Source organism: Arenibacter sp. S6351L (assembly GCF_023016025.1).
Classification (GTDB): Bacteria; Bacteroidota; Bacteroidia; order Flavobacteriales; family Flavobacteriaceae; genus Arenibacter; species Arenibacter algicola_B.
The window spans coordinates 1-25,304 of record NZ_JALKBB010000045.1 but is presented as its reverse complement, the minus strand read 5'-3'; the positions used below and the strand labels follow the sequence as shown (position 1 = coordinate 25,304).

Annotated in this window: 19 protein-coding genes; 3 read left to right on the top strand and 16 right to left on the bottom strand. The window is 40.6% G+C overall.

From position 1 onward, the window contains the following. The 4 genes from MWU82_RS22935 to MWU82_RS22920 form a co-directional block, all read right to left on the bottom strand. A partial coding sequence (locus MWU82_RS22935) for a transposase (RefSeq protein ID WP_247098066.1) occupies nucleotides 1–749 on the bottom strand: 749 nt, incomplete at its 3' end. Further along, nucleotides 730–1,089, bottom strand: coding sequence for a transposase family protein (locus MWU82_RS22930; RefSeq protein ID WP_031443165.1), 360 nt, complete (start codon nucleotides 1,087–1,089; stop codon nucleotides 730–732). The genes MWU82_RS22935 and MWU82_RS22930, both read right to left, overlap by 20 nt. 35 nt (nucleotides 1,090–1,124) lie before the next feature. Next, nucleotides 1,125–2,087, bottom strand: coding sequence for a transposase (locus MWU82_RS22925; protein ID WP_247098067.1), 963 nt, complete (start codon nucleotides 2,085–2,087; stop codon nucleotides 1,125–1,127). Between the two features lie 22 nt (nucleotides 2,088–2,109). Further along, a complete protein-coding gene (locus MWU82_RS22920; protein WP_031443504.1) occupies nucleotides 2,110–2,496 on the bottom strand; it encodes a hypothetical protein in 387 nt (128 codons plus the stop codon). A gap of 770 nt (nucleotides 2,497–3,266) precedes the next feature. On the opposite strand from MWU82_RS22920, the gene MWU82_RS22915 reads away from it, so the two are divergent. Further along, complete coding sequence (locus MWU82_RS22915) at nucleotides 3,267–3,473, top strand: hypothetical protein (RefSeq protein ID WP_247098065.1); 207 nt, start codon at nucleotides 3,267–3,269, stop codon at nucleotides 3,471–3,473. 362 nt (nucleotides 3,474–3,835) lie between these two features. Further along, entirely contained in the window at nucleotides 3,836–4,336 is a 501-nt protein-coding gene (locus tag MWU82_RS22910; RefSeq protein WP_247098064.1) for a vanadium-dependent haloperoxidase, read from the top strand. Between the two features lie 95 nt (nucleotides 4,337–4,431). Here MWU82_RS22910 and MWU82_RS22905 read toward each other — a convergent pair whose 3' ends face one another. The 12 genes from MWU82_RS22905 to MWU82_RS22850 form a co-directional block, all read right to left on the bottom strand. Next, complete coding sequence (locus MWU82_RS22905; protein WP_247098063.1) at nucleotides 4,432–6,507, bottom strand: hypothetical protein; 2,076 nt, start codon at nucleotides 6,505–6,507, stop codon at nucleotides 4,432–4,434. 96 nt (nucleotides 6,508–6,603) lie between these two features. Continuing rightward, entirely contained in the window at nucleotides 6,604–7,323 is a 720-nt protein-coding gene (locus MWU82_RS22900; protein WP_247098062.1) for a ThuA domain-containing protein, read from the bottom strand. A gap of 17 nt (nucleotides 7,324–7,340) precedes the next feature. After that, complete coding sequence (locus tag MWU82_RS22895; protein ID WP_247098061.1) at nucleotides 7,341–10,685, bottom strand: PVC-type heme-binding CxxCH protein; 3,345 nt, start codon at nucleotides 10,683–10,685, stop codon at nucleotides 7,341–7,343. Between the two features lie 73 nt (nucleotides 10,686–10,758). Next, complete coding sequence (locus MWU82_RS22890; RefSeq protein ID WP_247098060.1) at nucleotides 10,759–11,169, bottom strand: cupin domain-containing protein; 411 nt, start codon at nucleotides 11,167–11,169, stop codon at nucleotides 10,759–10,761. A gap of 7 nt (nucleotides 11,170–11,176) precedes the next feature. Beyond that, the gene (locus MWU82_RS22885) at nucleotides 11,177–12,037 is read right to left on the bottom strand and encodes a phosphoenolpyruvate hydrolase family protein (RefSeq protein WP_247098059.1); all 861 of its coding nucleotides are present in this window, start codon (nucleotides 12,035–12,037) and stop codon (nucleotides 11,177–11,179) included. A 67-nt stretch (nucleotides 12,038–12,104) separates the two neighbouring features. Further along, nucleotides 12,105–13,622 carry an MFS transporter gene (locus tag MWU82_RS22880; RefSeq protein ID WP_247098058.1) on the bottom strand — a complete coding sequence of 506 codons (1,518 nt, stop codon included), beginning with the start codon at nucleotides 13,620–13,622 and terminating at the stop codon, nucleotides 12,105–12,107. Between the two features lie 47 nt (nucleotides 13,623–13,669). Further along, nucleotides 13,670–14,917 (bottom strand): Tm-1-like ATP-binding domain-containing protein, encoded by a 1,248-nt coding sequence (locus tag MWU82_RS22875; protein WP_247098057.1) that lies wholly within the window; start codon nucleotides 14,915–14,917, stop codon nucleotides 13,670–13,672. Between the two features lie 24 nt (nucleotides 14,918–14,941). After that, the gene (locus tag MWU82_RS22870; protein WP_247098056.1) at nucleotides 14,942–16,081 is read right to left on the bottom strand and encodes a glycerate kinase; all 1,140 of its coding nucleotides are present in this window, start codon (nucleotides 16,079–16,081) and stop codon (nucleotides 14,942–14,944) included. A 64-nt stretch (nucleotides 16,082–16,145) separates the two neighbouring features. After that, the gene (locus MWU82_RS22865) at nucleotides 16,146–17,057 is read right to left on the bottom strand and encodes a glycoside hydrolase family 43 protein (protein ID WP_093978999.1); all 912 of its coding nucleotides are present in this window, start codon (nucleotides 17,055–17,057) and stop codon (nucleotides 16,146–16,148) included. 72 nt (nucleotides 17,058–17,129) lie between these two features. Beyond that, nucleotides 17,130–18,311 (bottom strand): aldose epimerase family protein, encoded by a 1,182-nt coding sequence (locus MWU82_RS22860; protein ID WP_247098055.1) that lies wholly within the window; start codon nucleotides 18,309–18,311, stop codon nucleotides 17,130–17,132. 66 nt (nucleotides 18,312–18,377) lie between these two features. Next, a complete protein-coding gene (locus tag MWU82_RS22855) occupies nucleotides 18,378–19,451 on the bottom strand; it encodes a glycoside hydrolase family 2 TIM barrel-domain containing protein (RefSeq protein ID WP_246905339.1) in 1,074 nt (357 codons plus the stop codon). 242 nt (nucleotides 19,452–19,693) lie between these two features. Then, entirely contained in the window at nucleotides 19,694–20,728 is a 1,035-nt protein-coding gene (locus MWU82_RS22850) for a glycoside hydrolase family 43 protein (RefSeq protein WP_247098054.1), read from the bottom strand. A gap of 445 nt (nucleotides 20,729–21,173) precedes the next feature. On the opposite strand from MWU82_RS22850, the gene MWU82_RS22845 reads away from it, so the two are divergent. Further along, nucleotides 21,174–25,127, top strand: coding sequence for a hybrid sensor histidine kinase/response regulator transcription factor (locus tag MWU82_RS22845; protein ID WP_247098053.1), 3,954 nt, complete (start codon nucleotides 21,174–21,176; stop codon nucleotides 25,125–25,127). Nucleotides 25,128–25,304 lie beyond the last annotated feature (177 nt).

Genomic DNA, 25,304 nt, shown 5'->3' with positions numbered 1-25,304 from the left:
GCTGTTTGTATAGAAGTTGCCGTATTGAATATGTTCCTGAGCCCCTGTACCAGGTCGAAGGCCACCTTTATATCCGGATATTGGGCGAACAATATTTTGCTCCTTTCGGATTGGTTTTGTGTCCAATTGTTGGGCGATTTGTAAAGGAGATACCTACTTCTGGCCAAGAGCTGTTTTCTAGTGTCCCCATTGCTAAATTCTTTTGGGACGAATGTCCCGTTCTTTGCCCTTGCCTGCTTTATCTGTTGGTTCTCCCGGTCTATGGCGTCCCACCTATGTTTGATGCGGATGTCCTGAAGGGCCTCCAGTGCCAGCTTCTGTACATGGAACCTGTCCGTTACCTGGATTGCTTTTGGGAAGCATTGTTTGGCGATGGTCTTCATGGAGTTGGCCTTATCCAGGGTAATTTCCTTGACCTTGGCCCTTTTTTTGGCCGATATCTTTAGCAGCTGCTCAATGATCGGTCCCACCTTGGTGCCGGCGAATATGGCCACTATGGAACCTTTTTTGCCCTTGGCCTTTTTGTTGGTAATTATGGTGTAGAGTTCCCCCTTGGAGAGTGCCGTTTCGTCAATGGACAGATAAGGTCCTATATTCTCTGGGAATATGAGCCACTCCTTGGCATATGGTCTCTCCTCCCATTGTTTGAACTCGCTTAAATAATCCCGAAACTGTCGCTGTAGTTTTTTGCCGTTGACCCCATAAAATCCGCCAATGGTATGGCAGTCATTAGCTTTGGTACTGACCAAGTACTTTTAAAAAAGCAGCGAACTCAACGGTCATACGAGTCCCCTGTGCCACTAGATCCCAATCTCTTTGCACGGCTTGGCCAGTGGCCTTGTCCAGCCAACGGCGGCGCTTAATGTGGAGATAAACTGACTTTCCCCTTAACGGAAAATCCTGGACGACGATCTCTTTGTGAAAACCATGGGCTATTAAAGTGCGATGTTTTTCCTCTTTCGGGGTATCTTTTTTTTCTTCAAAATATAAATGAAGCGCACCCTCTTGCATATTATGGGAGACTAGGTCAAAATGGGTCGTTAATACTTCTGGCAGTATAAACTTTAATAGGTCCAATGATAATTCCAATACGATCGTTTTTCCGCAAAGATCTTATTCTATTTTCAATTCACACACAACTTTTGGGATTGATCCCTAAACAGGAAGAATTCTGTATTTCTAACGCCTCTGAATTGCACCCTGAATGCCTTTATTTTAGCGTTGAAGGATTCAGCGGATGCATTAGTACTTCTATTTATAAAATAGTTTAGGATAGACCTGTAGTTGAGGGCTATGGTATTGGCAATCGTTTTGAATGCCCGGAACCCTGTATTTTCCACGTCCTTGTACCAATGGGCCAGTTTTGTGTACGCTACCTCTATGGTCGTTGCCGTATTGAATATGTGCCTAAGCCCTTGGACCAGGTCGAATGCGAGCTTTATATCCGGATATTCCGAGAACAATATTTTACTTCTTTCAGATTGGTTCGGGGTCCAATTGTTGGGTGATTTATAAAGGAGGTACCTACTTCTGGCCAAGAGTTGTTTTCTGGTGTCCCCATTGCTGAATTCTTTTGGGACGAAGGCCCTGTTCTTTTCTTTTGCCCGTTTTATCTGTTCGTTCTCCAGGTCTATTGCGTCCCATCTATGCTTGATCCGGATGTCCTGAAGGGCCTCCAGTGCCAGTTTCTGTACGTGGAACCTGTCGGTGACCTGTACGGCTTTGGGGAAGCATTTTTTGGCGATGGTCTTCATGGAGTTTGCCATATCCAGGGTGATTTCCTTGACCCTGGCCCTTTTCTTGGTGGGTATCTTCATTAGTTGTTCTATGATAGGTTCCACCTTGGTGCCGGAGAATATGGCCACTATGGACCCTTTTTTTCCCTTGGCCTTTTTGTTGGTGATTATGGTGTAGAGCTCCCCTTTGGAGAGTGCCGTTTCGTCAATGGACAGGTAAGGTCCCATATTTTCGGGAAAGACGAGCCATTGTTTGGCATGTCCCTTTTGCTCCCAGTCCTTGAACTCGCTCAGATAATCCCTGTACTGTCGCTGGAGTTTCTTGCCATTTACCCCGAAGAGAGACCCCAGTTGTTGGCCGCTCAGGGCCGTATTATCCGTTGATCTCTTTTAAAAAAGCAGCGAACTCCTTTGACATGCGGGTCCCCTGTGCAATAAAATCATCCCAATCACGGCTGGTCTTGGTCCACTTTCCATCCACCAGGACATCCCAGCGCCTGCGCTTGAGGCTCAAGCTGACCAGATTGCTGCGGATCGGATAATCATCGATGACCCTGGGCTCCATAAAGCCACTGGCCTTAAAGGTGTGCTCTTTGTAACGCTCCGGTATCTGCTTTTTCTCCTCTAAAAATACAGTCAACCGATTGTCGTACAAGGGATTCTTTATCGGTTTTTGTTCAAAGCCGACGATATCAAAAAAGTCGAGTAATCCCTCTGGTAAAAATAAGCTCAATAACGATAAATCGGTTCCTTTGTCCATCCCTTAAATTTAAAGTGCAAAGAAATAAATTATTCACTTCAGACCCAAGTTTTGTTCTTGATCCGTAAATAACTTCCGATTGCACAAACCCGATGTACCTATATACATATACCCATATATTTATATTGACATATTTGCATATATCTATATATCGTGACTGGAGCAATCCATTTATTATTTATTCTTTGGAATATTTAATCGTTCCAAGTGCAACCTGAAGACTGTGGAACAATTTATCGGATAAAAATGGATGTGGTTAGGGAGAGGAAAGAGCTTAGGTTTTTTCCACCTAGTACTTCTCCGTAACTCATTATTAAATGGTTCATGCTAAAGGCAAGTCGGCCGTTGACTATCAGTTTCTTGACATTTATAAAGAGGTACCAAGAGCTATGAAAAATATAATTGACTTCGCAAAAGGATAAACAGCTTCTTAAGCCTATTGCATAAGATACTTGCAAAGCAGAGATATTAATGACCTTTACCTTCTGGCATTTCAGGCTACGATTGCCAAATTCAAGGAAATAAAAGAGAAGTATTATGAAGTGGTTCTTTTTGTTCGGAATAATTATTATTAGTGCTATAAATACAACATGGTCGCAGAACTGGAAATCAAAAACAGAGCATGCTGATTTTATCCATAAGGCTTAAAAAACAGGTTACAGACGTGATGGTCTATGATATATTCTCCCCCAGTCACCAGCAGTAACTACGCCTATGTTTCGGTGGCGGCATACGAAACCTAAATTCAAGACCAGAAAGATTATTACAGTTTGGCGGGTCAGTTGAAGGGATTAAAGCCTGTCCCAGAGTACGACAAGAAAAAAGATTATAGCTATACCTTGGCAGCCGTTCATGCCATTCTAACGTCAGGAAATGCATTCATTATTTCAAAAGACAAGATAGATGATTTTGAAAGGGCCATTCTCCAAGTTTTAAGGATTTTGGAATTCCTGATGTGGTTTATGATAACCCTATAAATTATGGGCAGAAGGTCGCTGAACATATTCTTAAGTGGGCTGCTGAAGATAAATACAAGGAAACCAAATCATTGCCCCAATATAGTGTGAGAAATAATTCTGCCTCATTGAAACCTACCCCCTCCTGCTTATATTAAAGCTATAGAACCTAATTGGAACAAGCTCCGTACTTTCTTGATCGATTCCGCCGCTCGGTTTAAGTCGCCGATAGCGCCACTACCATTTTCCGTAGATAGCAGTAGTGTTTTCTATAAGGATGTTATTGCAGTGTATAATCAAGTTCGCAAAAACACAGAAGAGAAGATTTAGATAGCAAAATTTTGGGATTATAAGCCGTTTAAAATGAATGTAAGGGGCATGGAATGTGCGCTACAAAGAAAATATCCCCCAATGGCCATTGGATGAACATCACTTCCTTAATATACAAACAAGTCAATGCTTCAGTCGTCAGATCCGCTGAAGCCTATGCCTGTCTAGCTGTAAATTTGGCCGATGCCTTTATCAGTAGCTGGGATGAAAAATACAGGAGTGCCGTGATACGTCCGGAAACCTACATTAATATTTACATTGACCCAAATTGGTTACCGGTATTACAAACCCCACAATTTCCAGAATATACCAGTGGTCACAGCGTTGTATCCTCCAGTGCGGCCATAATGTTGACCAAGTTGTTCGGAGATAATTTTGCCTTTGCCGATTCTACGGAAGAAGAATTTGGATTACCTACCCGCAATTTTACTTCGTTTAAACAGGCTGCCGAAGAAGCAGCAATTAGCAGGTTTTATGGTGGTATCCATTATATGCCTGCCATTGCCAACGGACAGGATGAAGGTTACGCTATAGGGGGAGTTCTTTATCAATAATCTTAATACACGAAACAGATAAGGGATAGACTCGCAGCGCATAATTACGTATTGGACAATTAAATCCTAACCAATTTTATACGCATAAGCTTATGTTATTTGGAAAGATAAATGGTCTGTGTAAAAGCACCATTGGCAGCTATATCCCAGACCTCTACCCTAGCCCATTTTCTATTTTGGAGGTTTAGGGAATGTTCAAATTCCTCGGAACCAAAAGCCCCTGTCTTGCTCAAATCAACCTTTTCCCGAAATACGGTGGTACCATCACCTGATACTATTTCCATATAATTCAAGGGGAATGTCCAATCTATCTGAATACGGACTTTAGCTTCACCCTCAGCATTCAACTTTAAAGTTTCTCCTGATTTTTTGCCGTTCATACTAAAATGAGGAATCAAAACTTCGCCAGTGGTCGAAAAGAACTCCCCTGTTGTCATGGCATTAAGAACTGGCTCCCAACCATCCTTAAATTTGGGAAGTGAGTCCAACTTTAAATAATTGATGTTCATATGGGCATACATCTCATTTTCCAAAGTCACCGTAAAAAGATCGGCCTCCGCAATAATTTTCTTTTTGTTCCCCCAGTTGTTCATATCATCCAATAGATCAAGAACCCTGTTCCCCAATTTAGGTAGGGAGAGATCGGCTGGCATGGGTTTCCATGCACCTCCTAAAAAATGGTCCGATTTAAAGAATTCTTCATCTTTGTAGGCGTCTGGATAACCTGTTGACCCTTTAATCCGCGGATGGGCCGTCCACGCCAAACCTTTTTCCAATTCCAGTAATCGGAGCATATCATTCTTATCCTTTAACCTATAGACCTTTCCATACTGGGTATGGGAGGACATAAATGGTTTATTCTCTTTATTGGTCATTATCCAATAGACAGGTTTTGGAAATAGGGCCATCCAATGTCCGCCCAGAAACTCGTTGGGTTCTTCACCTGGCAACAGTAGGAATTCCTTATCGGACAATCGCCCGCATAGCTCAAATAGTGAATCCAATTCCTTTAAACGTATCCCATCTGGTCCCTTGGGATGTGCCGTATAATGGAACTCTCCCAAATGAACGATATCAACCCCCATTTTTTTAAAAACATCCACAAATTCAGGCTTTGAGGGTATGGCTTTATCCTTCATCACAACGTTCATAATAAATTCATTGTGAAAATGGCTCGCCATTGTTTTGTGTCCTTTTATAGGAACATATTGATCGCTGTGGGTATACTTTTTTACATCATCCAATAATTGGTCGGCTTGCCCTTCACCAATAAGACAAAAGAAATTTAGACGCTGTTCACTTCCTGGAGGGGCATTGAACCAGGGCACATATCGGTGATCACCCTCAGGGTCATGTCTTATACCCAAACCGTATTTGGAAACCATATTCCTATAATTTGTACCGTGCCAAACGGACCTTAAATTAAATGCCTCATCAAGTGGATAGAAATATTGGTGTGGAGGAGGAAAAATAGCAATTGCACCACCTTCTCCCTGACCAATAATGGTGCGGTATTTTACGGCCATGTTAGTACTGGTTTCCATAACGGATTCTGCTTGCACAAATTTGTCCTTTAAATTGGCAAATGAAATTTGTTTCCAAGGTTTATCCGTAATAAGACCTGAATCATAAAGGATTGCTGTTGCATCTTTTTGCGTTGAAATTACGGCCGCAATATTGAAAAGAGGAATTCCGTTATAGATAGTTATTTCTAAAGAACCTTGAAAATTTGGAGCGCTTATATCCCCAATGCTTATAATAGTTCTATTTCCATTTTTAGTAATTATTGCCTCCCTTTTGTTGATATTTAAAACATTGGAAGTATAAGGGCGGCTAGGTACTTTATCAAAAAAGATCGTCCATCCATTTTCCGGTTTCAAAGAACGACTTCCGCTATTTAAAAGAAAAACAGGATCCACATTTGAAGATATGGCCTTAAATTGATTATTCTTGCCCATGGCAATAGTGCGAAATAAGGGCTCTTCTTTGTTCAGGTTGATAACCAATTGACAATTATTCCCATTGTCCAATAGCCAAGTGACTATAAGATCACTTTTATTCACAGCTATTTTAGTACCGTTTTCATAGGGATTTACCGGCAATACCACGGGTATCTGAGCATTTATAACGAGGCCAAATAAGAGTAAACCTGTAATAAGGAAAGATTTCATTTGTTGTGATGTTTTTGTTTAATTTGTTTAGCTCGTTCAAATAATCATATTAAAAAAAGGTCCCGACGATGAACCGGGACCATTGCATTTTATGTTTTAATCTACCCACTCCAAACTATTCTTTAATATAGTTTTGTATGCTACATGGTCATGTGCCCTTTCGTCATGGCCCAGAGTATTGCCAATAATTTTTGCTTTGGGATGTTTAACGATCCAAACCGTGGGATACTCTTCACCTGATTTTAACCCTCTGCTTACTGCCAATATCTCTATTTCTGCATTGGGATCTTTTTCCCAGCGATATAACTCATCCACAATTCTAAACTTGGATGGCACTCCTTTCATTATAGGATGATCTGGTTTAATTACACTCACCTCAAATTCTTGGAGTTCTTCATGTGATCTGGAGCCACCACCAACCAACTCCTGGTTGTATTCCGGCCAATCCTTCCAATTGTACCAAGTACTGGGGTGATAAATCAAAAGATTTAAATTTCCTGCATTTACCTTTTTAAAAATCGCGCTTTTAACGTTTGCATCCAAGGGTTTATTATTGGTCAGCATAAGAACATCCGTATCACCGATAAGTTTTCCCAATTCTTTATTATCCTCGGTATAATTTACGGTATTCTTTCCTTTTTTGCTAAGTATTTTACCATCGGCAATACCGAAGTATTTTAGGAAATCGTGGGAACCACCACCGCCCATAATCGCAATTTTTGTGGCGTTCTTTTTCTTGGAGATATAGTTTCCATCTTGAGCTGTTCCGTAAAAGGCAACGAACAGTAACATTAATAAAATTCCTGCTTTTTTCATATTTTTTATTGTTTTCTTTATTTCTTGGCAACCCAGTCCGCACTATTTTTTAGAATGGTCTGATAGGCTTTGTGCCCATGTGCCCTTTCATCGTGACCCAAGGTGTTACCGACAATCTTGGCCTTGGGATGTTTTACTATCCAGACCGTTGGATATTCTTCCCCAGATTTTAAGCCTCTACTTACTGCCAAAACCTCTATTTCCGCTTCGGGGTCCTTTTCCCATCGGTACAATTCGTCCACGATCCTGAATTTGGAAGGCACGCCTTTCATTATGGGATGATCTGGCTTAACTACCCTTACTTCAAATTCCTGCAGGTCTTCGTGGGATCTGGATCCTCCCCCAACCAGGGTTTTGTTGTATTCCGGCCAGTCTTCCCAATTGTACCAGGTACTGGGGTGGTAGATAAGCATATTCATGTCCCCTGCGTTTACACGGTTTATAATGGTATTCCTGGTATTTTTATCCAAAGGTTTGTTGTTGCTTAATAAAAGCACATCGGTAGTTGGAATCAAGGTTCCCAATTCCATAGAATTTTCCGTGTAAATGAACGTGTTCTTCCCGCCTTCACTAAGGATTTCACCATCGGCAACACCAAAAAATTTAAGGAAGTCATGGGAACCACCACCGCCCATGGCCGAGATTTTCAGAGCTTCCTTATCCTCGGAGATGTAGGATCCAGGGGCCGTTACTACAATTACCCCCTGCATCATTCGCCAATGGCCGGGAAAAGTACAGACATAGGGATAAATCCCGGGTGTATCGGGAAGTTTGAACACCACAGATCCGGTAACCCCTGGTGTCAACATATCCGTTGCCCCGAGCACATATCTCGATTTTGGAACATATCCCATCTTTTCTGCGTCAGGATTTTTTAGGAACCCATCTACCATGGCTCCAAAGGTATCCAGACTACCAGGTTGGATGACCACCAAATTATGGGACATTTGATCCTTATTGTTCAATACTATTTCCACTGTCTGTCCTGCCGTGGCGTGAAGTGTCTTTTTATCAAAAGCCATTTCCTGATTTACGGTATTCAGGACAAAGGTTACGTCGGCTTTTATCTTACCAACCTTGCCTATGCCCAAATCAATGAATTGTTGATTCCCCCTAATATGTGTAGAATGTACTGCAATTAGATTTTTGCCCTTTTTGAACAATCCGCCTTTCTCTTTGTCCAATTTTATGTATTTAAACGATTTGCTGGCACCTGCCTCAGATATCAATAATTGACCATTGACAAAAACTTCATAATCGTCTTTATGTGCAATTTTCAAAACCGGTTCCGTAATCTCATCTGTAATCACCACCTCTTGTCGCATCCAAATATCGGAACTATTCCAATTGGTTCGGGCTTCCTTGATATTATCACTTCCAAACATAGTCGAACCTTTTTTCCAATCCGAATCATCGAATTCAGATTTCATCCAGTTATCGGCAGGTTGATCGGTAGTGTAGTTCCATGTCGATTTATTTTCTTCCGATGATGGTACTATAATATGTACGGAGGCCGGGTCCACCTCCTCAAAATTCAATTCCCTGAAATAAATTTTTATGGCAGCATTGAGCCATTTGTCCGAAGTACTAGTTATATCCTGGGATAACTTTTCTATTTCAGCATATAAGGTATTGGATTCCGGTAATTCCCCTGCACGCAGTACCGCAGCAAGCTTGATCTGTGGGTCTGTACTGCTTAATAGGCCGGATTGTGCCAAGATTTCACTACTTTCTTTTGTTGCGGGCAACAAAGCCAGTGCGGCCCGGTTTACCCCATATGAGCTACTGTTCAAAGCTTTAGTGACAACTTCGTTGGCAGCCGCATTGGAGCCGTCAAGTGCCCCCAAGCCTTTTAAGGTCCACAGGGCGTGCAAGGCGCCGGTATTTAGGCCGCTTTTGTCAGCATCATTGTTGCCTGCCATATTGATCAGGTCCGGGATCAAGGAGAGCTTCTTGTTCTCCACTATTAAACGCTGGGCCGTAGTTCTCCAGAACATATTATCGCTTTCAAGCCCTTCCAGTAGTGCTTCATCATCCTCGGGATCCAAAGAGCTGATATCCGGATCATCACCGTCCTCATGGGTTATTACGTATATCCTGCCATGGCCATAATCGCGCAGTTTATTTAAATGGGCGTTGCCCTCACCCTTATCCGCGTTCCAGATCTGGTTGTCCATCCCTCTTTTGTCCGGGTTGTGCTGAATTACGGGATTGTACCAATCCGCCACCCACAAATTCCCATCCGGTCCGGTCTCTGCAAAAACCGGTGCGGTCCAGGCATCGGTACTGGCAAAAATATTGCCACCGTCGACCTCCTTATACCCTGCCCCATCCTTGACTATTTTTGCAATATGTACCAAATGTCCGGTAGGTTCGCTCACATACATTTGATTTCTATATTCTTCCGGATAATTTTTGGCGGTATAAAAATTAGCCCCAGAGGCAGCCGTATACCCTCCCCGTACATCCACTTGTTGCAGGGGAATGGTATCTACAGGGGTAATTTCATAGTGCCCCTGGATAAAGTCCGCATTGACAGCCCAAGAAGGCATTTTGTTCAAATAATCATAATGTTTTAAAGGTATCCCAACATAACAGCAGTGGTTATTGTTGGCAGTAGATCCAAATATTTCAAAATTCTCGTTAAAACCAAGTCCCCAGGTATTGTTGTTGAATTGCCCCACCGGTTCAAAATAGGAACCGTCCTTGGCAAATTTGTAAACGCCCATCTTGAATTCTACAGGCTTGCCCTGGAACTGATTTTCAAAGCCTGAATAACCTACGGAACCCCATATCATGTTATCGACGCCATAGCGCAGATTTGATGGTCCCGCATGGGTGTCCCAGGTTCCGAAACCTGCGAACAGAACGGTACGCTTGTCCATTTTGTCGTCCCCATCGGTATCTTCCAGAAAAACCATATTTGGAGCCTGCGACACAATGGCACCACCTTTTACCAAGGTAATTCCCGTTGTCAGATTTTGATCCGTGGCAAAATCGGTAAATTTATCGGCCCTGCCGTCCCCATTGGTATCCTCACAGATGGTAATCCTATCCCCTCCAACATCATTGGCAAGTCCATGTGGATAATCCTTGGACTGTACCACCCATAGCCTGCCCCTTTCATCCCAGGTAAAGGCAATGGGATTAATAATATTGGGCTCGGCGGCATATAGCTCCGCTTTGAACCCCTCCGGAAGCTGAATATGCTTTTGAGAATCCTCTGGACTTAACGGATCCTGGACCCTTGGGTCCTCTCCCGTATAGGTCAATGGCGGGGGCGGCACTTTTTCCCCGGAGCAGCTGGATAAAACGACCATTCCACAAAATAATAATGAAATGTAAATGGTTAAATTTTTCATTCTTTTGATTTTAAAATTATAAATTACTCTTACCACTTTAATGGCTATTTTTTCCTAGGTATAAAATAATTGATCAAATCCGTGGACGATATTCCGAATAAGGGGCATTTTCACTAACATCCACAGTACCCGCTCCCCATCCCTCAGGAGGGGACAATATCGCCAGAAACTCCAGTTCCCCTTGTCCGGCGTTAAAAGTCCCGTGTGCCACATTGGCCCCTATGTAAACGGAGTCGCCCGCCTCCAAAAGCTGCATTTCATCTTCTATCCATTGTTCGGCCGTGCCTTTAAGGACGTAAAGAATTTCATGCATTTCCGGATGCACGTGAAAATTATGTCCCCCGCCCTCCGGCATTACCACCTTCACCATATAGGAGTCGGCCTGTTTTATAATTTCGGGATGATAATGCCAATGATGGTCCCGCCCGAAGGCCCTTTCGAACATTTGGTCTTTTTCCTTGACGAATTTCCAATTCCTTTCCATAGACAGACTATAGGGTCAATGCTTTGAATTCCTTGGTCAGGTTGGTCAATGACTGTTCTATGCCCATTCTTTCCAATGAGGATGCCCCTACAAAGCCGTGCAGGCCCTTGCAGTGTTCCAGTACGTATTTTACATCGGCAGGGGTATTGATCGGTCCGCCGTGGGCCAATAAAAAAGTGTCGGGATTTGCTTTCTTAACGGCATCGACTATTTTTTGGGTACGCTCCAGGGCATCGTCCATGGAGGCGGTGGCGCTGGTAACCCCGATAGAACCACCAACAGTTGTCCCTACATGTGCAATTATGGCATCGGCACCCACATCTGCCATTTGTACGGCCTCCTCCGGTTTGCCTACATATACTACGGAGAACAGGTCCATTTTGGTGGCCAGATCTACCATATCCACTTCTTTTTGAAAACTCATTCCCGTTTCTTCAAGTACATTTCTGAAGTGGCCATCGATGATGGAATGTGTCGGGAAATTATTGACCCCTGAGAAGCCCATATCCTTTACTTTTCCCAAAAAGTGCCACATTCTTCTTCTTGGGTCACTTCCGTGAACCCCACATATTACAGGAATTTCCTCTACTACGGGCAAAACTTCAAATTCCCCAATTTCCATTGCCACGGCGTTGGCATCCCCATAGGCCATCATACCCGCAGTTGAACCGTGCCCTGACATTCTAAACCTGCCCGAGTTGTATATGATGATCAGATCCGCACCACCTTTTTCTATAAATTTGGCACTGATCCCGGTACCTGCACCGGCCGCAATAATGGCTTTTTTTTGATTTACTACTGCTTGTAACCTATCTCTAACTTCTTGTTTTGTGTAAGGGTTTCCTTTCCCCGTCCATGGATTTGGCATAATATTCTATTTTATGATTAAATTATTTTTATTTAAGTTTCAATCTCTATAATTTTTAATCTATTGTTTAGGTTTCTTCTATTTCGACTTGTTTATATCCGCCCCGCTTTCTAAAATATAGTATAAGGATTAGATAGCCCAGGGCCATCGTTATGGGTATCAATGCCGTTATTACCAATGCTCTTCCGGCACCATAAAAACCGGCCTGTTCCACAGGGACCTTGTCTATATTAACCATAGTCTGGGCATTGTCCCACCAGTTTTTCAAATTACTCAGATTGGCGTTGTCACTTAATTCTTTTCCAGTGCTTTCCCAACGTTCAATATCTGCCTTCAACTGCTCTCCATTATCCCTTAAGATCGCGACTTTACTACCGTCCAATCCTTTTATTGGCCTAAAGAACAAGAATCCATTTTCCTGTTCCGCCTTATAACGGTCATATGAATCAGTAGACTCAACCTTAATTTTATTGGAAGCAAAGTAATCTTGTTTATATCCAATACCAGGTCCGCCCAAGAGACCAGCCGACAACATTCCCACTCCACCAACAATACCCATGGTTACGGCACCTCCCCTTGGAAATCGTTCTCCGACAACACCGAGCATGGTGGGCCAAAAGAAAGTTTTCGCTATTCCATATATAGTTACCGCCAATACCATTACAAGTCCGGTAGTTGAGTTTCCTAGGATATACAGTCCTATTGCTCCGAGAATAGAACAGGCAAAGAGCAATCCTAAAGGTGATATTCTATGGACTATAGGTCCTGCAAAAAACCTAAGTACGAACATTAGGGCCGATGTGTATATAAACAACAAGACCCCTTTAGTTGGATTTTCAAGAATATTACCCGTTATATTCTGTATCCAACTATCAGTACCCAATTCTACATAGCCTACCAGCATCATCAAGATCAACAAAGAAATTAATAATGGGGAAGCCAGTTGACGAAACATCTCGCTAAAGCCAACTCCTGCAGCCCTTGCCTCCGAAATTGGAAATTTTTCCTTAAGTATTATAAAGCCATAAATAAGTACGGGAATCAGAAAGAAGCTCATTAAAACCTCCCATGAAACCAAGCTATGAAAGGCAATGGACAATAAACCTCCTACAATCATTCCTCCTGGCCATCCAGCGTGCAGAATATTCAAATAGTGCGTTTTGTTTTTTGGGTATAGTGTTGCTACAAGTGGGTTTACAACCGACTCGCAGATACCATTCCCTACAGCAAATAGGAAAGTGCCCCAGTATAAGCACCAGTAGGCCGCTTCCCTTCCCATGGTTTCAAAGACGTATACAGTTGCCACCGTGACGACCAAGGACAAAAAATGCATAACAAAAGCCAAAATTAGTAAAGGCTTATAACCTACCCTGTCTACTATAAGACTAAAGAGAATAATGATAACACCAAAACCAACAAACCCACCTCCCGTAATGGAGCCCAATTCGGTCATGGTAAATCCAAACTGATTCCCCCAATCTACTAGAATCGCTCCACGTACGGCAAAGCCAACTCCGCCAGTTACGATAGTAAAAAAACTCGCCCATAATAAGCGATTTCTATTAATCTTATTTACATCCATCATTTTATATATTAAGTATAAGTTGTCGGCTCTTCTTAGGCTGATTTAATTTATTCACTAATTAGAATTTCCATTAAGGATTTTACCGCCTGTGCGGCAAAACTCTCGGTATTTATATTTGAGTTTACCTCCAATATCTTGATATTTTTATTTGCATGACTTTTTAGGGAACTGAACAATTCTTGGTCTATCGCCGGAGCGTGAAATACTTCTCCCGGCCCACCAATTTTGGACAGGCCTCCTAATGGAAGCAATACAGTAACAGGAGCCTTGGACTTATTTATCTTTTCGGCTATAGTCTTTCCCAATATTCTGTTCTCTTCTACATTGGTCCGCATAAGGGTTACATCCGGTGCCCAACTAAATAATTGTCTGTCCCTATATTTTTCTGGAACGGATTCCAAAGGACCAAAGTTTACCATGTCCATACATCCTGGTACCACGATCTGTGGAATTCCTATTTTGGCCGCAGCTGTTAAGCGGTCCGGCCCCGCACTACATATTCCACCGCAAAGTTCATCCGCCAATTCAGTTGTAGTAATATCCAATATAGCATCAATACATCCATCCATGGTTAATCCTTCCATGGTCCTACCTCCTACTCCAACCGAATGGAAGGCCATCACCTCGTATTGCTGATCCCTTAGTAATTCCGAACATTTATCTACACAAAGTGTAGTATTGCCAAAAACACTAATAGCTATGGATTTGCTCTGCCTTTCATCAGTCGACCTAGAAACTTGCATCATTCCTACTATCGCCCCCGCTCCTTGGCGCATTACTACCTTGCTGATACTATTTAGTCCGGCAACATCAACAACAGATGGCATCAAAGTGATATCCTTAATGCCTACATGTATGGACAAATCTTTGGTAGCCAAGGTGCTGATGCAAATTTTTGGAAATCCAAAAGGTAAAGTCTGCATTGCCTTTAGTGCTATGAAAGTCCCGCCTCCGCCGCCCATACCTATTATACCGTTGGCTTTTTTCATTTTGAAAAGATCTTCAACAATAGTAGCAGCGCCATTTCCCATGACTTCTATAGCTCTGCCACGATCTTTATTTTCCCTAAGATCGGTAAGGATACTTCCACCACTTAAAGCTACCTCCATGGCCTCAAAATCTACCGGAAATAAATCAGTAGAGCCAAGTACCCCGGTATTGATTGTAATTACCTTGACACCCAAACCTATAAGACAGCCATATAGAAATCCGAAGTCTTCTCCTTTGGTATCGAAACAACCAACCATTATGATACTTCCTTCTTTTTGCATATTGGTATTACTTTTTTTGTTCATTGTTGTTCTTAATATCTGAAGCCCTTAATTTTTATTAAAACACTTAATGGTGGCCATTATATTTTTGGCGGATTCCTGAATAAGTTGGGGAGCATGCTCAATTGCCTCTTTTAATTCCATTGGCTGATTAACAATAGAAAACACTGCATTTACCCCCATGTCATAAATACCCTCTATATCCTCACCAATTTTTCCGGTAATCACGATTACGGGGACATTGTGTTTTTTTGCCAATGTTGCGATCCCGGATATGGTCTTGCCCTGTAATGTTTGTCCATCAATCTTACCCTCTCCTGTAAATACCAAGTGGGCCTCCTTTAAATGCTCTTCAATTTTAAGGGTCCGTAGTATTAATTCAATCCCATTTACAAGCTTTCCCTTTAAAAATGCCATTAGTCCTGCACCGGTACCTCCGGCCGCTCCAGCTCCCGGGATCTGGTCGATATCGATGCCCAACATTATTTCGATGCAATGGGCATAATGGGCAAGGTTAGTATCCAATATTTGCAGATCTTTTTTACTTCCCCCTTTTTGCTCTCCATAAACCATAGAGGCTCCATTTGGCCCGGTAAGGGGATTGGAAACGTCGCAGGCAATCACCACCTCACAACTTTGAATTCTTTTATCAAAATAGGTCAGATCTATGGCGTTCAATTGATTTAGACTGCCACCGCCCTCTGGAATATCTTCCCCCTCATTATCCATAAATTTGGCTCCCAATGCCCTCACCATTCCAGCTCCTCCGTCATTGGTGGCACTTCCACCAATACCGATGATAAATTTATCACAACCCCTATTAAGGGCATCCTTGATCATTTGCCCTGTGCCAAATGTTGATGTATTCAATGGGTTCTTTTCGTACTCTTTTAATAATTCCAAGCCCGAAGCCTTGGCCATTTCGATTACAGCCGTTTTTTTATCTTTCAAAATCCCATATTGAGCCTCAATGGTCCTCATTAGTGGATCCATTACCAAAACGGAAATTCTTTTACCTCCAACCCCGTTCAGCAGGGTGTCCAAAACTCCTTCCCCACCGTCCGAAATTGGGATTTCATGGATTAGGGAACCCGGCAGTACCTTCATAATTCCCATGGCAATATTTTCCGCAACCTCTTTGGCCGATAAACATTCTTTAAATGAATCAGGGGCAACAACGATATTCATTTTCTGTGGGTTTGTTCCTTATTAATCATTTTCATTTAGCATAAATTACCATTGTATACCCTGCTTATTTGGTTTTTAGAAACCTGAACCCGTCTTTTTCCGTTACCAAATAATCCGGACTGCCTTTTTCTTCTACAAATTTTATTTTTACTATTGCCGTTCTTCGTGGTTGGGTTAGAGAGTCATTAAGATGGGTATGTAAAACGTATTGCATATCCCCTTGGTGATCCAGAAATACATCTCCGTGCCCTGGGCCATTTTCGCCAAGGAGCTCCTTATACATAATGGGACTTTTATCAAACTTCTTCCAAGGTCCAAGAGGGCTTTCACTAATGGCATAGCCAACCGCGTAATCCGGGTTTCTAAAATCATTTGCCGAATATATCAAGTAATAGAGCCCTTTATGTTTTAATACTGTGGGGCCTTCAGTTACCGGCCAATCTGTCTTTTGTGTATTTTCCCATTCAAGTTCTCCAACAATACATTCCCTCAAGGTTTCCGGTTTAATTGCCATGAGATCATCCTGCAATTCAGCTACGTAAATTCTATTACCTTGGGTAAGTCGAACATGATATAAATATTTTCTACCGTCATCATCAAAGAATACAAAGGGATCTATCTGTTTAACGGGGGCTTTAAGAGCTTCCTTTGAGGTGTTGACAAATGGACCCAATGGACTTTTGCTGGTTGCCATTGCTATGTGTTCATTTGCCGTATAGGCCATATAAAAAAGACCTTTGTACTCAAAAACCTGAGGAGCCCAGAATCCTATTTCCCCATAGGAATCACCCATTGCCAAGGACAGGCCGTTCTTGGCTCCTTTGGGTCCTGACCACTGTATTAAATCCTTGGAAGTGTATACCAAAAAGCCTTTATTCTTTCCCCATTTGGGATCACCAGTAGTTCCATACAAATAATAAGTATCTACATGATGAAAAATAGTAGGATCCGCCAAATAGATTTGACCGGAATCCATATCCGTCAACTTTTGGGCGTTACATCCCCAAAAAACAATAGAAACTATAAATATGACTAATGCTCTCAAAACCTATCTAAAGCTAAATTTATATTCGGAAACTGTATGGTAAACCTCACCCGGACGGAGCGTAATTGATGGAAAACCCTGTTGGTTGGGGGAATCGGGAAAATGCTGTGTTTCCAGACAAAAGGCAGTCCTATAATCGTCCTTGGCTCCAGATTTCAAAGTGTTTTCCGAGTCCATAAAATTGCCACAATAAAATTGAATTCCAGGTTCTAGAGTATATACATCCATCACAATGCCAGATTTATCCCCTACCACAGTTGCGGCATGGTTCATACCATTGGACTTGGTGCCATTTAAAACAAAATTATGGTCATAACCCCCGCCGAATGCCAATTGCCGATCCTCCTCGTCTATACGTGATCCAATAGTATTGAAATCTTTAAAATCGAAAGGTGTTCCCTTTACATTTTTCAATTCCCCCGTAGGAATCAGTCCTTGATCCACAGGTGTAAATTGATCTGCATAAAGTTGCAATGAATGGTTTAGGATACTTCCACTTCCTTCTCCATTGAGGTTGAAATAGGTATGATTGGTCAAATTTACCACAGTAGCTTTATCTGTAGTGGCTTCGTATTCCATTCTAACAGCCCTGTTATCAGTTAGCGAGTAAGTTACCTTTACGGTTAAATTCCCTGGAAACCCCTCCTCCATATCAGGGGAAGTATATCTCAGGATCAGGGTTTTGGTATCAGGTTGTTCGGCGTCCCAAACCTTATCCTGAAATCCGTTCTCCCCACCATGAAGGGCATTTTCATTATTGTTCGGTACTACAGAATATTCGGTGCCGTCCAAAGAAAATTTACCTTTTGCAATCCTATTGCCTACTCGGCCTATTGTAGCTCCAAAGTAGGTTTCGGCAGAATCCAAGTAGTCCTTAATGTTGGAATAACCTATGGAAACATCAACATAATTGCCATCTTGATCTGGAGTCAAAAGAGCAACTATCCTACCCCCGTAGTTGGTAATAGCCATTTTCAAATTCTTGTTTTCCAGCCAATATAGCTTTACGGCCCTTCCATCAATGATGGTGTCAAAATTGGTTTGTTGCAAAGTACTTTCCATTGGTGTTTGCATATTTGTTCCGGCCGTTTCTGAAATTATTGCTTTTTTATTGACATCCCTACAGGCCGACATTGCCATTAAAGCCAACACAACCAAGATCTGACTACATGTTATTCTCTTCATTTGTTTAGTTTATATAAATGCCCTACTTATAAAATAGCCGTTTGGGACCCCTTTTCTATGGCCTATTTATTTATTTGCCAGCTTATTCAATTTCTTTATCAAATCCGCCTCGTCCTGTCTGTAGGGAGTTCCATCTTTTCTAAAAACTTCATGAAACCATTCAATTGGTTCACCTCCGTCCTCGATAGGGGTATTCCAAGCATATTTTGTATTGGATTTTCCTGCTACCAATCCCCAATTGATGGCGCCAATATTTTCTCTTTGTAATATGGGCAAAATATTGGAGAAGCGGCTATTATTGGTCCGTGCCATATACTCTGTGCAGACCATTGGCCTGCCATGGGATTTTAAAAGGTTGATTATATGTTGATGGTGTTTTTCATCCTCATAGTTGTGATAGGTCAATATATCAGAATTCAAAGCCTGGAAAGCGTTGAGTTCTTGAAAATCCCAAGCCCATAAGCCCGCAGTTAGGGGCTGACTAGGGTTAATTTCCCTAGCCCATATGAATACGTTCTTTAATAGCGGCATTGAACTGGTTAGTTTTCCCGTATTTCCCGGCTCGTTGTACAAATCCCACATGACAATCCGTTCATCATTGCCAAAGGTTTTGAGGATATCCTTGACATAAACCTCAAGAGCGGGGAAGTTTTCCTCTTCCTTTGATGCGGGGTCTCCAGGATCTTGCACCCAACCAGAATTATGGGTTCCAGGTATAGGTTCCGGTTGTTCACCGATTCTAGGAGTTTTGCCCCAAACATCATCAAAAAAGACAAACATTGTTCTGATACCGTGATTGCTTGCTATTTTTAAATAGGTATCCATACGTTGCTTAAATCCCTGTGGATCTGCCTTGTATGCCAAACTATGAAGATATACCCTCATCGTATTGAAGCCAATACCTTCGGCAAAGCCCAATTCCTTATCAATTGTTTCAGGGTCGAAGGTATTCTCTTGCCACATTTCCAATTGATTAATGGCTGTACTGGGATTAAAATTTGCGCCGGTCATCCACTTTTGTTGAGAATACCATTCTTGGGCTTTATCAATGGACCATTTATTTTTAGTTAAAACATCTTCTTGTGATATCCCTGAAAAGGGTATAAGAAGCACGTAAGCAATCAGTATTAATTTTTTCATCTGCTAATTTTTATTGGTTTTGATGATACTCCCAATAGGAATTGGAAGGAATTATTTTTATGTCTGGAGTTAAGAAAGGCTTTATACTTCTACTATAGCATCACTATTTTAAATAGAAATCTAATTTTGTACAGCATACTTCATTCGATAAAATTACCGGGCCGTATGAGAGACCCGATAATTTAAGAAACTAACTCAACTCAACTCAATTCAACTAATATTTTCGTTTATTAAAGGCATTACTACCTTGGTATATCCAGAATTACATTCTCGGGTAACGGTGGTCCCAAATAGGGCATTCCACTGGTATCCCAATACAGCCTTTGCATTCTTGGAGAGCGAAACCTACCACAACCCTGCCCAGATTTAGAATTGGCATGATATAAAATCCAATCCTGTTTACCATCCGGAGACTTAAAAAATGAATTATGTCCAGGAGCATATACCCCATTTTGCGGAGCCTGAGTAAAAATCGGTTCCTCCGATTTTTCCCAAGCCGTAGCCTCCAATAAATCGTCACCACCATTAAATGATAAAAGTCCAAGACTGTAATTATCGGTCCAGCAGCCGCTTGCCGAGAAAACAATGAAAATTCGATCCTTATGTGCCAAAAATTGTGGCCCTTCATTTACATTGACATGGGGAAGATCCGGATCATCCAAATCCCCGTGTTTTTCCCATTCATATTTTGGTGAAGAAATTTTCGCCCTTTCCCCATCTATCTCCAAAGGGTTTTTCATCTTGGCAATGAAAATATCCTGTTGCCCATTGGTATCACCTTCCCATCCAGACCAGATCATATATAATTGGCCCTTATGATTAAATACATTGCCATCAATTGCCCATTTATCGGTCTTCGCGGCGATCTTCCCCTTAAATTCCCATTTTCCCTTAAATGGGTCTTTGGACAAGTTCTCAATGGCATACATTCGGTGCGTATCATTGTTACCATTGTCAGCTGCAAAATAAACATACCATTTGTCATTAATAAAATGGACTTCCGGAGCCCAAATATCTTTGGAATATTCCGTGCCTTCCGGTGGTGTCCATATTGTAATACTCTCGGCCTTGCCAAGGTCCGCTAAATTTTTTGTTTTCCATAATACCAGTCGATTCTGTAAGGTGTTGGTATAATAATAATGACCTTTATAGTAAGTACTATACGGATCTGCCCCTGAGGGCAACAATGGATTGGTAAATGTTTTGTCTTGTGAAAACAACGATACAGTGAAATGAAGAAAAAACGATAATATGAATGCTGATTTTGGTATTCCCATCTAGAGGTTATTTATCCTGATCATAAACGGAGTACTATTCTAAAACAACCCTCGAGAATTTATAATCTCTGAAGGAGTCATTTAAAAGGTTAATACAAAACTGCCCTGACCGAAATCGAACCTTTATACTATTTGGATATTAGCTTAGTAAATTTAGGATAACACAAAGTACAATGTATCGGAATTAATTATGTACCGATGTACAAGACTTCATATCATAAAAAATTAATAATAGAGCTAATGTTACACTTCAAAACTGTCAATTCAGCAACTTGAACAAATAGAAGAAATTCAGGTAGAGATTAACTATAATTTTGTTTCATTAGTTCACTGAATTGGTTCATTATAGACCTTAATTGATATTAGCTAGTCTTATTGAACGAAATTGTAGAACCGTGAAACACTATGTAGAACAAAAAGTTTTATATTTTGCCAAAATTCTTATATGTTGAAAAAGAGCATTGCCATATTACTTTTTTCTATACTTGTTTTCAGTTCTGTTCGGTCACAGGAATTCTACTTTAAGCATTATAAGGTTGAGGATGGCCTTTCCCATAATACTGTACTAAGTTCCTTACAGGATAAAAATGGTTTTATGTGGTTTGGAACTAAAAATGGCCTAAATAGATTTGATGGTTATTCCTTTAAGTTGTTTCAGAACAACTCCGAAGATCCTAAAAGTTTGCATGGTACTTATATTCACTGTCTTCATGAGTTTGAGGATCTCTTGTGGGTTGGCACTGATAATGGTCTTTATAGCTATAATGCGAAACAGGAGAATTTTAATTTGTTAGAAGGGACCAGATCAAAGGGTATTTCAAGTGTTCTAAGTGACTCTAATGGTAATTTATGGTATATAGCCAATAATTCACTTTACAGGTATAACATTAAAACTGAAGAAACGGTCACCTATCCTACTAATCAATATTTTAATGCTGCTGAGTTATTAAAAACAAATGATAACGAGATTCTGGCCGCATCCAAAAGCGATCTTTTCAGATACAATGAGCTTACCAATACTTTTACTTGTTACGGATTAAATGTAGAGGCCGATCCAAAATTGCCATTTGAAATTAACAGTCTTTTCAGTCTCAGTGACCAAGTAGTTCTATTGGGCACTAAAAACCACGGTGTATTGGCCTACGATATACAAGAGGGTAAGGCTGTAGATATACTTCATGAGTTGAGAGGCCCCATTCACGTTAGAAATTTTGCGCTGAGAGGTAAAGAAGAGCTTTGGGTGGCATCGGAATCTGGTATCCATATATATAATTTCACCAATAAATCATATACCAATTTGGTAAAGGACTACAACAATCCATACGCCCTTGCTGATAATGCAGTATATTCCTTAACTGTTGATAATGAAGGAAGTGTTTGGGCCGGGACCTATTTTGGTGGGGTAAATTATTTTCCCAACCAATTTAACTATTTTAAAAAGTATTTTCCAACACATTCCAAAAACTCAATAAGTGGAAACGCCGTAAGGGAAATCCATCCTGATGATTATGGCAATTTGTGGATAGGCACTGAAGATGGTGGACTTAACAAACAAAATTTGGCCACTGGGGACTTTACAGTATACAACTCGAAAAACAACGGAGGTATTCTATCTCATTATAATGTACATGGTGTATTACCAATGGACGATAAAGTGTGGGTTAGCACCTTTGATCATGGCCTTGATGTATTGGATGTAAACCAAAACAAAATCATAGCCCATTACAATATTGGTGAAAAAAGTAACTTACACAGCAATTTCATAGTATCTCTTAACAAAACGAGGGGTAACCAAATTATTGTAGTATCAACCTCTTTACAATATTATAACCCTGAAACTGATGGTTTTAATTGTGTTGAGGGGTTTCCCGAATATATAGGATATACCACTTTTTATGAAGATGAACAAGGGGTTTATTGGGCGGGAAGCCATGCCAATGGATTGTTTTTTTACAATCCCAAAACAGGTGAAAATGGTGTTTTCAAATATGACAGCAACAATCCTCTATCTATTAGTAGTAATCGCATTAACGGAATTTTTCCAGGAAAATTTAATACGCTGTGGATTACAACCGAAAATGGATTGAATTTATATGATGCCAATAAAAGAACATTTGAAAAATTCGGTGCCAAAGATGGTTTTCCCAGTAATGCCTTCTATTCAATATTGGAGGATGACACTCAAAACCTTTGGATAACTACCTCCAACGGCTTAGTGGAATACGATCCCGAAAAAGGTAGCATAAAGATATTTACCAAGGAAAATGGATTATTGAGTAATCAATTCAATTATAATTCAGGCTACAATAGTCCTGATGGGACCATGTATTTTGGCAGTGTTAACGGGATGATAAGTTTTAATCCAGAAAACTTCGTCAATAACACTTATTTACCTCCTATTTTATTTACAGGTTTACAAATTAATAATCAGGAGTCCATTGTTGGAGTGGATAATTCACCTTTACAAAAATCTGTAACATTTCTGGATCACTTAACATTAAAGGCCTACCAATCTTCCTTTAGTCTAGATTTTGCTGCCTTAAGTTTTATAAGTCCAGAATCTACGGAATATATGTATCAAATGAAAGGAATAAGTGACGATTGGATTCCATTAAAAAAGAGCCATCGAGTTCATTTTACGCAGTTGTCCGCGGGTAAATATAACCTTAACATTAAATCCTTGACCAATAATGGTGTTTGGGGCGATAAGTCCAATCCACTCACGATAGAAGTTTTACCCATTTTTTGGAAAAGTAATCTAGCATATTCCTTATATGTAATGTTATTAGCCCTTATGGTTTTTCTTATTGTTAGATTCTATCACATCCGGACCGTCTCAATAAATAATCAGAGGATAAAGGAGCTTAGCAATAAAAAAGAGAAAGAGGTATATCAGGCAAAAATTGAATTTTTTACCAATATTTCCCATGAGATAAGAACACCTTTGACTCTCATTAAAAGCCCTCTGGATAAATTGATCAAGATGGAAGATCATTCACCCGATGTAATAGGGCTTCTTTCCATAATGAAAAAGAATACCAATAGACTACTAGACCTAGTAAACCAGTTGCTGGACTTTAGAAAGACCGAGATGGAAAGCATTAGTCTAACTTTTGTTGAGTGTAATATTACTGAATTGATGAAAAAGACGTACAGCCGTTTTATGGAGGCTATCCATGATAAGGATATTGATTTTCAATTCAATCTCGGAGAGAATGACGTTATTGCGTCAGTGGATAGTGAAGCATTAAAGAAAATTTTCAGCAATCTTATTGGAAATGCCATTAAATATGCCAACAGACAGGTAATAGTAAGCTTGGTAGCCTCCGCGGAATCATTTAAACTTAAGATTCAAAATGACGGAGATCTTGTCCCTCATCACTTATCGAAAAAAATATTCGAACCATTTTTCCGAGTTTCTGGCGCCGAAAACCAAACCGGGACAGGTATAGGATTGGCGTTAGCACATTCACTAACCAAACTGCACAATGGAAATTTAGAAATGGACAATGGTAATCCTTCACTGAACACTTTTGTTCTAAAATTGCCATTACATCAAGAAAAAGAGTTTAAACTTTATTCCCATGAACATTCCTTGAATAAGTTAAAATCAGAAGCATTCAAGTTGGATTTGGAGGAAGACACGAACAAACCCAATATTGTTATTGCTGAGGACAGTGTAGACCTTTTGGATTTTATATCCAATGATCTAAAGGAACTTTATAACGTATACAGGGCTACCAATGGGATCGAGGCCCTTAAAATTATAGAAGTCAAGAACATTCAACTGGTCGTCACGGATGTAATGATGCCTTTAATGGACGGTTATGACTTGTGTAGAAATATAAAAAGCTCGTTGGAATCGAGTCATATCCCAGTCATATTTTTGACTTCCAAACAAGCTTTAAACGCCAAAATTGAGGGATTGGAATCCGGAGCGGACGCATATTTGGAAAAACCATTTTCCATTTCCCATTTGAGAATACAAATAAAAAACTTAATTGAGAATAGAAAAAATATAATGACTTATTATTCCAGTTCACCCCTTGCCCATCTTAAGAGTATTGCCCTTACCGCAACCGATGAAACCTTTATTCACAAATTGGACGAGGTAATTACCAAACATATCTCAGATCCTGATCTAAGTGTTGAAACCCTAAGTGATATTATGTTTATGAGTAGATCCACACTTTACAGAAAAATTAAGGATATGTCCGACCTTAGCCCAAATGAATTGATAAATATTGCCCGCTTAAAAAAAGCGGCGGAATTACTTAAAAAAGGAGAATACAGGATATATGAGGTTTCAGAAATGGTGGGTTACAACTCCCAAACAAGTTTTGGACGTAATTTCCAAAAACAGTTCAATATGACTCCTACCGAATATATAAATTCATAGTAATGTCGGTATTAGTATTAAGGCGCATGATGTTTAACACAAAAAACTAAATTGTAACCATGAAAATAATGAATGGTTAAGTAGGCACCTTCAGAGGTATATTAAATACTTGATATTCAGCATATTAATTCGTATTTTAGATAAAACAAAACCCCGAATATGAGTCTCCAGCTCTAA